General features: G+C 74.4%; 12 protein-coding genes. 5 read left to right on the forward strand and 7 right to left on the reverse strand.

Going from position 1 to position 13670, the window contains the following annotated elements; all coding sequences use genetic code 11:
* Nucleotides 1–19: 19 nt before the first annotated feature.
* The 3 genes from EAO77_RS21430 to EAO77_RS21440 all read left to right on the forward strand — a co-directional run bounded on the left by EAO77_RS21430 (nucleotide 20) and on the right by EAO77_RS21440 (nucleotide 4248).
* Nucleotides 20–1852, forward strand: coding sequence for a glycoside hydrolase family 15 protein (locus EAO77_RS21430; RefSeq protein WP_147989917.1), 1833 nt, complete (start codon nucleotides 20–22; stop codon nucleotides 1850–1852).
* A 76-nt stretch (nucleotides 1853–1928) separates the two neighbouring features.
* Nucleotides 1929–2912: a DUF3048 domain-containing protein gene (locus tag EAO77_RS21435; protein WP_147989918.1), complete on the forward strand. Its 984-nt coding sequence runs from the start codon at nucleotides 1929–1931 to the stop codon at nucleotides 2910–2912.
* A 94-nt stretch (nucleotides 2913–3006) separates the two neighbouring features.
* The gene (locus EAO77_RS21440; RefSeq protein ID WP_147989952.1) at nucleotides 3007–4248 is read left to right on the forward strand and encodes a PP2C family protein-serine/threonine phosphatase; all 1242 of its coding nucleotides are present in this window, start codon (nucleotides 3007–3009) and stop codon (nucleotides 4246–4248) included.
* Nucleotides 4249–4369: 121 nt separating this feature from the next.
* Here EAO77_RS21440 and EAO77_RS21445 read toward each other — a convergent pair whose 3' ends face one another.
* Complete coding sequence (locus EAO77_RS21445) at nucleotides 4370–5185, reverse strand: cytochrome P450 (protein ID WP_147989919.1); 816 nt, start codon at nucleotides 5183–5185, stop codon at nucleotides 4370–4372.
* Between the two features lie 289 nt (nucleotides 5186–5474).
* Between EAO77_RS21445 and EAO77_RS21450 the strand changes: the two genes are divergently transcribed.
* On the forward strand, nucleotides 5475–6836 hold the full coding sequence (locus EAO77_RS21450; RefSeq protein WP_147989920.1) for an NAD(P)/FAD-dependent oxidoreductase: 1362 nt from the start codon (nucleotides 5475–5477) through the stop codon (nucleotides 6834–6836).
* 50 nt (nucleotides 6837–6886) lie between these two features.
* Here the strand turns inward: EAO77_RS21450 and EAO77_RS21455 are convergent, their stop codons facing one another.
* A complete protein-coding gene (locus tag EAO77_RS21455; RefSeq protein WP_261994084.1) occupies nucleotides 6887–8065 on the reverse strand; it encodes a proteinase inhibitor I4 serpin in 1179 nt (392 codons plus the stop codon).
* Between the two features lie 210 nt (nucleotides 8066–8275).
* Here EAO77_RS21455 and EAO77_RS21460 point away from each other — a divergent pair, with 210 nt between their 5' ends.
* Nucleotides 8276–8482, forward strand: a complete 207-nt coding sequence (locus tag EAO77_RS21460; RefSeq protein WP_147989922.1) for a hypothetical protein — start codon at nucleotides 8276–8278, stop codon at nucleotides 8480–8482.
* Nucleotides 8483–8684: 202 nt separating this feature from the next.
* On the opposite strand, the gene EAO77_RS21465 is transcribed toward EAO77_RS21460, so the two are convergent.
* From EAO77_RS21465 to EAO77_RS21485, 5 genes are read right to left on the reverse strand one after another with little or no spacing between them, the layout of a single operon-like run.
* Nucleotides 8685–9947, reverse strand: coding sequence for an ABC transporter substrate-binding protein (locus tag EAO77_RS21465; protein WP_147989923.1), 1263 nt, complete (start codon nucleotides 9945–9947; stop codon nucleotides 8685–8687).
* Nucleotides 9944–11059 carry a branched-chain amino acid ABC transporter permease gene (locus EAO77_RS21470; RefSeq protein ID WP_261994085.1) on the reverse strand — a complete coding sequence of 372 codons (1116 nt, stop codon included), beginning with the start codon at nucleotides 11057–11059 and terminating at the stop codon, nucleotides 9944–9946. Before EAO77_RS21470 ends, EAO77_RS21465 begins: the two co-directional genes overlap by 4 nt.
* Nucleotides 11052–11948, reverse strand: coding sequence for a branched-chain amino acid ABC transporter permease (locus EAO77_RS21475; RefSeq protein ID WP_147989924.1), 897 nt, complete (start codon nucleotides 11946–11948; stop codon nucleotides 11052–11054). The genes EAO77_RS21470 and EAO77_RS21475 overlap by 8 nt, the downstream gene beginning before the upstream one ends.
* The gene (locus EAO77_RS21480; RefSeq protein ID WP_147989925.1) at nucleotides 11945–12736 is read right to left on the reverse strand and encodes an ABC transporter ATP-binding protein; all 792 of its coding nucleotides are present in this window, start codon (nucleotides 12734–12736) and stop codon (nucleotides 11945–11947) included. Before EAO77_RS21480 ends, EAO77_RS21475 begins: the two co-directional genes overlap by 4 nt.
* Complete coding sequence (locus EAO77_RS21485) at nucleotides 12733–13584, reverse strand: ABC transporter ATP-binding protein (RefSeq protein WP_147989926.1); 852 nt, start codon at nucleotides 13582–13584, stop codon at nucleotides 12733–12735. The genes EAO77_RS21480 and EAO77_RS21485 overlap by 4 nt, the downstream gene beginning before the upstream one ends.
* Nucleotides 13585–13670 lie beyond the last annotated feature (86 nt).

Consider the following 13670-nt stretch of genomic DNA (forward strand, 5'->3'; position numbering starts at 1 on the left):
CAGGACTAGAATTCCGGCTATGGCCGGGCGAATCGAGGACTACGCCCTCATTGGTGACCGGGAGACAGCCGCCCTCGTCGGCGCCGACGGGTCGATCGACTGGATGTGCGCGCCCCGCTTCGATTCCCCCGCCTGCTTCGCCGCCCTCCTCGGCGACGAGGAGAACGGTCACTGGTGGATCGGGCCCCCCGACCGCCGGCGGTGCACCCGCCGCGCCTACCGCGGCGACACCCTCGTCCTCGACACCGTGTGGGAGACCACCGCGGGTGCGGTGCGGCTGACCGACTTCATGCCCTCACGCGGCTCCGGCCCCCTGGTCGTGCGCATCGTCGAAGGACTGTCCGGCCGCGTCGAGATGGGCAGCGAACTGCGGCTGCGCTTCGACAACGGGCGGATCGTGCCGTGGACCTGGAGCGCGGACGCCCGGACGGCGGCGGCCGTCGCCGGCCCCGACTCCGCGTTCCTCCGCACCGACCGGACCCTCGGCACGGACGTGGGCAGACGCTGCACCTCGACGCGGTTCACCGTGGCGGCCGGGACGCGGATCGCCTTCGTCCTCGGCTGGAGTCCCTCGCACATCCCGCCGGACATGACGACGGACCCCGCCGAGGCCCTGGAGCAGACCCTGGCGTTCTGGACCGGATGGGCCGCGAACTGCCGCTACCGCGGGCCCTTCTCCGACGCCGTCATGCGCTCCCTGATCACGCTCAAGGCGCTGACGTACGCCCCCACGGGCGGCATCGTCGCCGCCGTCACCTCGTCCGTCCCCGAGGACATCGGCGGCGAACGCAACTGGGACTACCGCTTCTGCTGGCTGCGCGACTCGACCTTCACCCTCTCCTGCCTGCTGCGCAGCGGCTACCGTGAGGAGGCCGTCGCCTGGAAGGACTGGCTGGTCCGGGCGATCGCCGGGGAACCGGCCGACCTGCAGCCGCTGTACGGCGTCGGCGGCCAGCGCCGGCTCGTCGAGAGCAGCGCCGAATGGCTCGCCGGCTACGAGGGCTCGCAGCCGGTGCGCTTCGGCAACGCCGCCGTCGGACAGCTCCAGCTGGACGTGTACGGAGAAGTCGTCAACACCGTCTACTCGGCGATGCGCGCCGACGTGCCCATCGACCCGCACGTCTGGTCCCTGCTCGCCTCCTTCATGGACTACCTGGGCAGGCACTGGACCGAACCCGACGCCGGGTTCTGGGAAGTGCGCGGCCCGCGACGCCACTTCGTCCACTCCAAGGTGATGTCCTGGGTCGCGGCCGACCGCGCCCTGCGGATGGCCCGCGTCGCCGGCCTGCGCGGATCGGCGGAACGCTGGCGGGCGATGCGCCGGGACATCGCCGAGGAGGTCTGCCGGCTCGGCTGGGACGACGAGCGCAACACCTTCGTGCAGTACTACGGCACCCGCCACGTCGACGCCTCCGCACTCCTCCTGCCGCGCCTCGGCTTCCTGCGCCCCGACGACCCCCGGCTGATGGGCACCATCGAGGCCGTGCGCAGGCTCGGCGACGACGGCTTCCTGCGCCGCTACTCGACCGGCGGCGACGGGGTGCACGACGTGGACGGCCTCACCGGCGGCGAAGGCACCTTCCTCGCCTGCTCGTTCTGGTTCGCGGACGCCCTCGCGCTCACCGGCCGGCGGCACGAGGCGCGCGACGTCTTCGAACGCGTGCTGGACGTCCGCAACGACGTGGGACTGCTCGCGGAGGAGTGGGACCCGGCGGTCCGCCGGCAACTCGGCAACACCCCGCAGGCGTTCAGCCACGTCGCCCTGGTCAACGCGGCCTTCGCGCTGCACGGGACCAGGGAGAACGGGCGGCGCCGCGGAGCCCCGCGCCGTCCGGCCGGGGCGCACGCATGACCTGCCGCGTGCCGGGCCGCCGCACGCGGCCACAGCCGCACATCCCCAGGCAATCCCCGAGAGACAGGAGACCCCCATGGGCAGACGGGGCGTACGACAGCGGGGACGCGGCGCCGCCGCGGCCGCCGCGTTCACGGCCACGGCCCTCGCACTGGGGCTGGTGGCCGGATGCTCCGGCGGCGCTCCTTCCCCCACGCCGTCCGGCGAGCAGGACACCTCGTACTTCACCGGCCTGCCCGCACGCCAGGGCCCGGTGCTCGCCGTCAAGATCGACAACGTCCGCCCCGCCCGCCCCCACACCGGACTAGGCCAGGCCGACCTCGTCTACGTCGAACAGGTCGAGGCGGGCCTGACCCGGCTCCTCGCGGTCTTCTCCTCCCGGCTGCCGCCCCGTGTCGGCCCGGTGCGCAGCGCCCGCGAATCGGACCTCGAACTGCTGCGGCAGTTCGACCGCCCGGCCCTCGCCTACTCCGGCGCGCAGTCCGCGCTGCGCCCGCTGATCGACGCCGCACCCCTGGAAGCGGTGCCGCCCGGCCGGGCGCCGCGCGCGTACGAGCGCTCCGGCGACCGGCCCGCGCCGCACAACCTCTATCTGCGCCCCGAACGCGCCCTGGCCGCGGCGGGCGACGCCGGCGACTCCTCCGACATCGGCTTCCGCTTCGGCCCCGCGCCCGCGGAGGGCCGCCCCGCCGCCGCGCACACCGTGCGCTACCCGGCCGCCCGCTACACCTTCACCTGGTCCGCGGCCGACAAGGGCTGGCGCGTCGCCATGGACGGCACGGCGGCGGCCACCACCGACGGCGGACCGCTCGCCCCGGCCACCGTGGTCGTGCAGTACACGACGATCCGCCCCTCCGAATTCGGCGACCGCTTCGGCGGCGTCACGCCCTACACGCAGACGGTCGGCTCCGGCCGGGCCCTGGTGCTGCGCGACGGCCGCGCCGTCGACACCCGCTGGGAACGGCGGACGGCGACGGGGGACACGTCCTTCACCACCGCGCAGGGCGAGCGGATGACCTTCGCCCGCGGCCAGGTCTGGATCGTGCTCGCCCCGGGGTGACCCGCCGACGGCCACGTCGCGGCCCGCCGTGCGGCCGGGGCGCCGATGTGATGACGTCGGAAGAAGGCGGCGCAGGGAGGTGGCCTTGTTCCGGATGCACGGGCGGCGCGACCGCGCGCGGGCCCGCCTGCGGGCGGCCGAGCGCGCGCTGGACGCCATCGGCACCACGCTCGACGAGCGGCAGCTGTGCGAGGAGCTCGCCGGCTTCCTCTGCCCCGGCCTGTGCGACGCCGCCGCCGTCGACGTCCTGCCCGGCGACGACGCCACCGGCACCGGGGCCGCCGCCGAAGCGGCCACCGCGACGGGAACCCGCGCCCCCGGACTTCCCGGTGCCGCGCAGGCCCTGGCGCGCGCCACCGCACAGGGCCGCACGGAACTGCTCGACGCCGAGGGCGCGCGTCCCGCACACGGACGGCTTTTGGACGGCCGCGCGCCCACCGTGCTGCGCGTCCCGATGATCGCCCACGGCCGGGTGCACGGGGTGCTGGTCGCCGCCCGCGCGGGCAAGGCCTTCACCGGGGACGAGACCGAGACCCTCCGCTACGCGGCGCATCTGACGGCCCTGCTGATCGGCCACGCCCGCTCCCACGCCGCCGCACGCGGCACCGCGCTCAACCTCCAGCGCGCCCTGCTGGCCGAGCCCGGCAGACCGCACCCCAACCTGGAGATCGCCACCCGCTACCTGCCCTCCGGGCGCAGCAACCTCGTCGGCGGCGACTGGTTCGAGACGGTCCGTCTGCACTACGGGCGCACCCTGCTCGTGGTGGGCGACGTGATGGGCCACGGCCTCGACGCGGCCGTCGACATGAACGCCTACCGGTCGGCGCTGCGCTACGTGGCCTCTGCGGACCTGCCGCCGCACCGCGTGCTGCGGCACCTCGACGCCACCGTGTCCGCCATGGCGGACCGCCGGCCGGCCACCTGTCTCCTCGTACGGGTGGACCCGGCGCGAGGGACGGCGACCTTCGCCGGCGCCGGCCATCTGCCGCCCGTCCTGTTCACCGCCGACGGCGAAGCCGAGCTGGTGCCGGTACCGGTGGGGCCGCCGCTCGGCACCGGCGCCGGCGGGTACGAGCCCCTCACCCGCGCGCTCACCGGCACCGAGACGCTGCTGCTGTTCACGGACGGTCTCGTGGAGCGCAGGAACGAGGACATCGACGTCTCCCTCGCACGCGTCACCGGACGCTGGGCCGTCCCCGGCATCGGCGCGGAGGAACTCGTGGACGCCGTCCTCGCGCGGTGCGACGCCGAGCACGCAGAGGACGACGTCGCCGTGCTCGCCGCCCGGGTCCGCCGGCGAGCCGCCGGCGGTCCGGCCTGCGCGGGCGCGCACTGAGCCACCGGCCGCGGTATCGGCGTCCGCCGCCGGGCCGGGGACCGCCGTGCCATCCACCCGTCCCCCTAAGCCCGGCGCACGGACGGCAGGAGGAGCAGGAGGCACGTCACCGCCACGCCGATCACCGTGCCGCCCGGCAGCACAGCGCCCCGGGGTCCTCCAGCAGGGCCTGCACCGTGTTGGTGACGGCGTTGATGCTCGTCTCGTGACCGGCGATCAGGATGAGGAACAGGGTCTCCACCAGCTCCTGCTCGCTCAGCCGGTCCTCGTCGTCCTTGGCCTGGATCAGGGCCGTGGTCAGATCGTCCCCGGGCGCTGCGCGTTTGGCGCGGATCAGTGCGCCGAGGGAGGTGTGAATGGCCCCCACCACCTCCTGGATGTCGACGCCGTCGCCCGGGGCGCGGGGGGTGACCAGTTGTTCGAAGCGGTGGCGCAGCTCCGACACCGCCGTGTCGGGCACACCGAGCAGCTCGCAGACCACCCGCACCGGCAGCGGCCACGCGTAGCTCTCCCGCAGATCGATCACCCCGCCGTCGACGCGGTCGGCCGCGTCCAGCAGTTCCCGCGCGATCTCCGCCACCCGCGGACGCATCGCCTCGATCGGCGCCCGGGTGAACGCGGCACTCGCCAGGCCCCGGAGTCTTCGGTGGTCCTCACCCCCCTGATGGAGCATCGCCGCGCCGCGTACCACGGCGATCAGCTCCCAGTCGTCCGGTATCCGCCCCTCCACCAGATCGGGCCAGTGGGCCGCGTCCTTGGTGAGGTCCTCATGGGCCAGCACCCGCTGCGCCGTCACCAGATCGGTCGCCGACCAGGCGGCCACCCTGCCCGGCAGCTCGACCGCGACCAACGGTCCGAGTGCGCGCAACTCCCGCGCCTGGCTGACCGGATCGGCCTGCGGGTCGAGCACGTACGGCTTGCGACGCTTGAGTTCCACGAATGCTCCATGGCTAGAAGTAGACTTTTCCGGCGCAGCGTAATCAGGCCACGGCGGTGATCACAGAGGCCACCGACCCCTGTCGACGCAGACAGGTGGTGCCGGGCGGGCATGGCGGCGCCCGCAGCGGGCACCCGGGCGACTGGGCAGGCAGCGTCGCGTCTGCTGGCGGAGAATCATCGTGCTGGCGGCTCGCCCCACGCCCCGCCCCACGGCCCCCGCCGCCGGGACAGGGGAGACACCGCAGCCGGCGAGGAGACCTCACCGTCGCAGAAGGGACACAGAAACCGTGGCACGACCGACGATTCTCGTGGTGGGCGCCGGCTTCGCCGGCGTCGAGTGCGTACGCCGCCTGGAGCGCGAACTGTCTCCAGGGGAAGCCGAGATCCTCCTGGTGACGCCGTTCTCCTACCAGCTCTATCTGCCGCTGCTGCCCCAGGTCGCGGCCGGCGTGCTGACACCCCAGTCGGTCGCCCTGTCCCTGCGGCGCAGCACCCGCCACCGCACGCGCATCGTCCCCGGCGGCGCCATCGGCATCGACACGGCCGCCAAGGCGGTCGTCGTCCGCAAGATCACGGGGGAGACCGTCGTCCAGCGCTACGACCATCTGGTCCTCGCGCCCGGCAGCATCACCCGGACCTTCGACATCCCCGGACTGGTCGAACACGCGCGCGGGATGAAGACGCTCGCCGAGGCCGCCTACATCCGCGACCACGTCATCGCCCAGCTCGACATCGCGGACGCCAGCCACGACGAGGCCGAGCGGGCCTCCCGGCTCCAGTTCGTGGTCGTCGGCGGCGGCTATGCGGGGACCGAGACCGCGGCCTGCCTCCAGCGCCTCACCAGTGCGGCCGTCAAGCGCTACCCGCGGCTCGACCCCCGCCAGATCAAGTGGCACCTGATCGACATCGCCCCGAAGCTGATGCCCGAACTCGGCGACCGGCTCGGCGCCGTCGCCCTCGACATCCTGCACCGCCGCGGCATCGAGGTCTCGCTCGGCGTCTCCGTCGCACGGGCCGGCGCGGAGACCGTCACCTTCACCGACGGCCGCGAGCTGCCCTGCCGCACGCTCATCTGGACGGCCGGCGTCGCGGCCAGCCCGCTGATGGCCACCCTCGGCACCGAGACGGTCAAGGGCCGGCTGCTCGTACGGCCCGACATGACCGTCCCTGGCGCGGACGGCGTCTTCGCGCTCGGCGACGCGGCGGCCGTGCCCGACCTGGCGAAGGGCGACGGCGCCGTCTGCCCGCCCACCGCCCAGCACGCCATGCGCCAGGGCCGCAAGGTCGCCGCCAACGTCATCGCCTCCCTGCGGGGCGCGCCGCTGACGCCCTACGTGCACAAGGACCTGGGGCTCGTCGTCGACCTGGGCGGCAAGGACGCCGTCTCCAAGCCGCTCGGCATCGAACTGCGCGGCCTGCCCGCGCAGGCGGTCGCGCGCGGCTACCACTGGGGCGCCGTGCGCACCGGCGTCGCCAAGACGCGCGTGCTCACCAACTGGCTGCTCAACGCGGTCGCCGGGGACGACTTCGTGCGCACCGGCTTCCTGGCCCGCAAGCCGGGGACGCTGCGGGACTTCGAGTACACCGACGCGTACCTCAGCGACGACCAGGTCCGCGAGCACACCGCGGCGCTGCGCGCCGGGATCTGACATCCCGTCGGGACGGGCGCCGCCGCGCCCGTCCCGGGTCCGCCGTGCGGTCAGGCGCCGGGCCCGGACGACGGGGCGTACGGCGTGGGGCGGGCCACCCACCCGGCCGACAGCACCAGCGACGACGCGCGGTGCACCGTCAGGAACCCGAACGGACGGTCGTAGACGGCCTCCACCCGCCGGACCACATGCCGTGCCGCCCGGGGACCTCGGCCCGTCCGGGTGCCGACGGCCGACACCGAGGCCGTCTCGAATCCCTCGGCGTCGAACACCGCCATCGCCGACTGCGCCGCGGCGCCGAGCACCGGCGGCCGCGGGCCGATCCCCGGAAAGCGGCCGCCGCCCAAGGCTGCCGACAGCCCCGCCGGCGCGTCCCGCTTCAGCAGGTCGTGGTCCGAGCGCAGCCGGAACGGGCTGACCAGCGCGTGCAGTTGCGGGTTCGGACCGGTGCTGGGAGCGGTGGCGACGACCACACCGGGGCCGGCGTCACCGATCGGCAGCCGGTCGGCCGGCACGGCGGCGCACCGGCCCGACAGCACACCGACACCGCCCTCCAGCACCGCGCCCGGCGCCATGCCCGCGTCGCCCAGCAGCAGATGGACGTCGACCCCGGTGTCGCCCAGCACCCTGAGCACGGACACCGGTCCCGCGTCCGTCGCCGCCACGCCCAGACCGGCGAGCAGTGAGGTCGTCCTGACGAGCCCGGCCAGGGTGCGCCCCGCCCAGGGGCCGTCGGACGGACGCAGCCGGCTTTCCCGGAAGCCCTGCAGCCACCGGGTGCGCAGCGCCTGCGCGGCCGCGAGCACCAGCTCCGTCCGCTCGGTGCGGACCGGCGGCATCGCCCCGATCATCCCGCCGGTGCGCGCCGAGGCCCAGGCGTCCAGGGCCGCACCGTCCGCCACCGGGTCGCCCGTCAGCCGGCCGAGCACGTCCGAGGGCAGTCCCGCCACCCACGCGGGCCGCAGCGGCAGTCCTTCGGCCGCCCACAGTCCGGTCGCCGAGCGCATGCCCCGCACATCGGCCAGAGCGGCCGTCAGTTCCCGTGCCGCGGGGGCCGCGTCGCGGACGGCCATGCCGACGGCGTCCTCCAGAGCGGGCCGGGTCCGTTCGTCGGCGGCGTCGCCGAGGAGGGCGAGCAGCGGCCACAGCCCGGCCGCCGAGAACACCGTGTCGTCGTCCCCGTCCGCGGCCGCCGCCCAGCGGGCCGTCAGCCCGTTCACCGCACGCACAGCCCGCTCCGCCGGTCGCATGGGCGTCCCCCTCCCGTCGCCGCGCGGCCCTCCGGGTGGGGCGCGCGGCAGCACGGTAACCCCCGCGGCCCCGTGCGGCCCAGAGCATTCCCGGCCGTCGCACGCGCATGACCTGCGCGGACGCCGACCGCCCGCGGTTCGTCGCGCGGAGCCCGTGTCCCCGGCGGCGCCCGCGCAGTTGAAAAGGGCATGAAGAAGCGCAGCATCCTTGCCGTCATGTCCTTCGCCACCGGCGCGGTGATCGCCGCCGTGAGCCCGCCGCCCGCGGCCCAGGCCGGCACCCTCGACGAGGCGTTGAACACCGGGGACGGCCTCAGCCGCCTGGACACCCTCCCGACCGACCCCGCGGGCGACACCACCGCGGTCGCCGGCGACACCGTCACCGGCCGGGGCTGACCGACCGGGCTGACCGACCGGGCCGACCGACCGGGCTGACCGATCGGGTGAGCAGGCCGGCGGGGAGCCGAACCCACGGCGGGTGAGAGCGGGCCGGCGGCGCGCGACACCGCCCCCGGGGTGCACCGAGCCCCCGTTCGGCGGAGCGCAGACGGACGCCCCGCCCCCGTGGCGGGGGCGGGGCGTCCGGGGCGCGCAACCGTCAGCCGCGCGACTCGATGTACTCCTTCGACGCGGGCAGCTCGTGGGCGTCCTCCACCAGGACCGTCCCGCCGGCCGCCTTCTTGTCCGGCTTGGTGATGTACGTGTGGTACGTCGCCGGACGCGACACGTCCGAGAAGTTCTGCGGCGTGCCGAGGCCGGTGTCCACCGCCGACTGCGAGCGGTGCGCCTTCACCAGGCCCTCGCGGCTCAGGTCCTTCGCCGCGCAGGCCGCCTTCAGGTCGGCCGCCATCAGCTGCGCCGCGTTGTAGCCCGACAGCACACCGGAGTCCACCGGGGAGCCCGGGTACTTCTTCGTGTAGTCGGCCACCATCTTCTTCACCGCCGGCAGGTCGGAGCTCACCGGCGGGGCGGCGCTGACGACGTGCAGCATCGCCGTGAGCGCCGGCTCGGCCGGGGTCTCCATCAGCTGCGGGGCGAAGCCGGGCGCGCTGGTCACCACCGGCACCTGCATGCCCCGCGAGGCGGCGACACCCACCAGGGACGCGGTCTGCGCCGGACCGGCGCTGATCAGCACCGCCTTGACGCCCTCCTTGCGCAACGCGGTGACCTGGGCGGACAGGTCCGTGTCGGTGGCCTTGATCTTCTGCCCGACCACCGTGACCCCGGCCTTCCCGGCCGCCCAGGTGGAACCCTCCAGGGCATTGGAGCCGTAGTCGCCCTCGAAGTACACGTGGCCGATCTTGTCGCCCTTCTTGACACCCTTGGTGCGTGTCAGGAAGTCGACCGCGCTGATCATGTCGATGTCGTACGTCGTGCCGAGCACCTGGACGGCGTCCTTGCCCAGCAGCGAGGCGGCCCACGCCTGCGGGAAGGTGAGGACCTTGTCGCGCTGGATGTCGTCGAGCAGACCCGCGACCACGGGCGACCCGATGACCTGCGGCATGGCGACGATCGACGGCGAGATCTCGGTGTACGCGGAGACCGCCTTCTGCACGTCGTAGCCGTGGTCCTTGACGGTGATCGCCACCTTGCGGCCGCAGATGCCGCCCTGGGCGTTCACGTCGTCGGCCCACATCTGCTGGGCCTGCACGATGCTCTTGCCCAGGGTGGCGTAGGGACCGCTCAGGTCGGTGAGCGCGCCCAGGGTGATGGCGTCCGCCGTGACCCCGGGGCCGCCCTTGACCCCGTCGGTGCCGGCGTCGTCGGTCGAGCTGCCACCCGACTTGGTGCTGCATCCGGCGCCTGCGAGGACGAAGGCCGCGCAGGAAGCGGCGAGGACGGTTCTTGCGGTGCGGTTCACGAGATGTGCTCCTTGGGTCGGGCGGCGGGGCCGGAGGGTTCGGACGGTGCGGCAGCGGCGGGTGACGGCGTCCCGGAGGGGCCGCGGCGCAGGCGCTGCCGTGCCCTGCGTGCGAGACCGTGCAGGCCGTCGGGGGCGAAGAGCAGGATGAGGATGATCGCCGCGCCGTAGAGGTAGCGGGACGCCTCGGTCGGGCCCACGGCGTGGCCCGGGGCACCCGGCGCGGCCACCAGGGGGAGCTGGTCGGCGTAGCGGGCCATCAGCAGCGGCAGCGCGGTGACGAACACCGCGCCGGCGGTGGCTCCCGCCACCGAGCCGAGTCCGCCGATGACGATCATGGCCAGATAGTCGATGGACAGCGCCAGCCCGAAGTAGTCGGGCACGATCCGGCGGAACGCGAGGGCGAGGAGCACCCCGGCGAGCCCCGCGTACATCGACGACAGGACGAAGGCGGACGAGCGGTGCCGGGCGAGGGAGACGCCCATCACGGCGGCGGCCGTCTCGCTGTCGCGCAGCGCGGTGAGCGCCCGGCCGGGACGGCCGCGCAGGACGCCGCGGGCGGTGAACCAGGTGAGCGCGAGCAGCGCGATCCCGAGGTACCACAGCCGCTCCTCGGCACCGAAGGGCACACCGAGGACGACGAGTTCGGGGTCGGTGGCGGCGAAGGTGAACCCGCCGATCTCCATCGGCGGCACCGAACGTCCGTTGAAGCCGCCGGTGACCGGCTCCGCGCTGAGCATCACATGGTGCCCGATGAACACCAGCGCCAGCGTGGCCACCCCGAGATAGACACCGCGCACCCGCGCCGCGACCGGGCTGAACAGGCCGCCCGCCACCCCGGCGAGCCCCACGGCGAGCACCAGCGCCACGGCCGGCGGAAGACCGGGTCCCGGCTCGCCCGCCAGCCACACGTACCCGTACGCGCCGACGGCGAGGAAGAAGGCGTGGCCGAGGGAGAGCTGGCCCGCGGTGCCCGAGAGCACGTTGAGCCCCACGGCGCCGATCGCGGCCGCCATCGCGAACAGGCCCACCTGGAGCCAGAAGGCGTCGACGTACAGCGGAAGCACACACAGCAGGACCAGACCCGCCGCTTTCACGATGCGGTCAGACACGGACGGACTCCTTCGCACCGAACAGCCCGGCGGGCCGCACCAGCAGGACCAGCACCATCACGGCGTACGGCGCGACGTCGCCGAACCCGTCGCCGAGGACGGACAGTTCGGACTGGTAGCCCGCGACCACGGCCTCGGTGACGCCGATCAGCAGACTTCCGGCGAGCGCGCCGGGCGGCGACGTCATCCCGCCGAGGATGGCCGCGGGGAACGCCTTCAGCGCGATCTGCCCCGTGGTGCGCTCCAGGCCCGGCGCCGGGAAGGCGGCGAGGAACACCGCGGCGAGCGCCGCGAGCAGACCCGCGAGGCACCAGGAGAGCGTGCGGATGCGGTTCAGGCGGATGCCCATCAGCGCCGCGGCCTCCCGGTCCTCGGCCGCCGCCCGCAGCGACAGACCCCAGCCGGTGTACCGGAACAGCGCGAACACACCGCCGATGACGAGGACGGAGGTCACGATCGCGGCGATCCGGCTGTGCGCGACGGTCACCGAGCCGAAGGTGGCGACCGAGCCGCCCCACGGGTCGCCCAGGGTCAGCAGGTCACCTCCGATCCGCCGCGCCAGATCGGTCATCAGGACGATGTCCACGCCGATCGTCAGGATCGTGAGCACGTGTGCGGTGTGCGGGTCGGTGCCGAGCCGCCGCAGCAGCACCCGGTCCACCAGCCCGGCGACCGCCGCGGTGGCCAGCACCGCCACCGCCAGCGCGCCGGCGAAGCCCAGGCTGTCGTGCAGGATCGCGGTCAGGTAGCCGCCGAGCAGCAGCAGGGAGCCGTGGGCGAAGTTCATCACGCCCGAGGCCTTGAAGATGATGACGAAGCCGAGTGCCACGAGGGCGTAGACCGAGCCGAGGGCCAGCCCGTTCAGCACGATGTCGAGCACGGTGTTCATGGGGTTCGCTCCTCGGTGGCGGGGGCGCCGAGATAGGCACGGCGGACCTCCGGGTCGGCCTGCACGACGTCGGGCGCGCCGGCGGCGATCCGCCGCCCGAAGTCGAGGACGGTCACGTCCTCGGCCAGGCGCATGACCAGCGCCATGTCGTGCTCCACCAGCAGTACGGACAGGCCGAGTTCCTCGCGCACGGTGCGCAGGACCTCGACGGTGCGGGCGCGTTCGCCGCCGTTCATGCCGGCGACCGGCTCGTCGAGCAGCAGGACACGCGGTTCCAGACACAGGGCGCGGGCCAGTTCGACCCGCTTGCGGTCCCCGTAGGAGAGCAGGGCCACCGGGCTGTCGAAGAGCGGGCCCAGACCCGTCAGTTCCGCTATCTCACGGGCCCGCGCGCGGTGTTCCCGCTGCTCGCGGACGGCGCTCGGCAGCCGCAGCGCGCTGGCCGCGAAGCCGGCCCGGGACAGGGTGTGCCGCCCGAGCATCAGGTTGTCGCCGACGGTGCCCGCGGTGACCACGATGTTCTGGAAGGTGCGGGCGACTCCGAGGGAGGCGATCCGGTGGACCGGCAGGCCGGTCAGCTCCCGCTCGCCGAGGCACACCGTGCCGGAGTCGGGACGCGTCAGGCCCGACAGGACGTTGAAGCACGTCGACTTGCCCGCGCCGTTGGGGCCGATCAGCGCGTGGATGGTGCCGGGGGCGACCGTGAACGACACGTCGTCGAGCGCGGTGAGCCCCGCGAAGCGCACCGTGATGCCGCGCACGTGCAGCGGCGGAGGAACAGTGCTCACGCTGCGCCCTGCCCTTCGTCACCGGCGGCGGTCACGGGGCCGGTCGCCGCCGCGGCCGGGGCGGCGACCTCGCCGGGGGCCGCGCCCGGGTCCTCGCCGAGGTACAGGCGGCGCACGGCGTCGGTGCGGGCCAGCTCCTCTGCGGGCCCGGACAGCCGCACCTCGCCGACGTCCAGGACGTACGCCTCGTCGGCCAGCGCCAGTGCCATCGCCGCGTTCTGCTCCACGAGCAGCACGGAGGTGCCCTGTGCGTTGATCTCCCGCACCACCTCGGCGATCCGCTCCACCATCAGCGGGGCGAGGCCGAGGGAGGGCTCGTCCAGCAGCAGCAGCCGCGGAGCGGCCATCAGCGCGCGGCCGATGGCGAGCATCTGCTGCTCGCCGCCCGACAGCAGCCCGGCCCGCTGGGCGGTGCGCTCGGCGAGCCGCGGGAACAGCCCGAACACCCGGTCGCGGGCCTCCCGCACCTGTGCCGGAGCCCGGCGGCCGAGACCGAGCCCGCCGGCCCGCAGGTTGTCGTCGACGCTCAGGCCGGCGAACACCCGCCGGCCCTCCGGCACCTGGACCACGCCGGCCCGCACGGCGGCGACCGGGTCCTGGCCGTCGAGCGTCACTCCGCCGTAGCGGATGGTGCCGCCGGTGACGGCCCCGTGGTGCATCCGCAGCGTCCCGGAGACGGCGCGCAGCAGAGTCGTCTTGCCCGCGCCGTTGGCGCCGAGCAGGGCCACGACACCGCCGTGCGGCACGTCGAGCCGCACACCGTGGAGGGCGGTCACGGCCCGGCCGTACTGCACGTCGAGGGCGTCGACGTGCAGGGCCGGACTGCTGTCGGGGGGTGGTTGGGGCATCACGGCTCCTCGGTTCCGCGCGGCGGCGGAGTCGGACGGAGGGGAGTGGGACGGCGCTACGAGAACACGCCCGCGACGACCCCGTA

This window comes from Streptomyces sp. T39 (assembly GCF_008042045.1).
Lineage (GTDB): Bacteria > Actinomycetota > Actinomycetes > Streptomycetales > Streptomycetaceae > Streptomyces.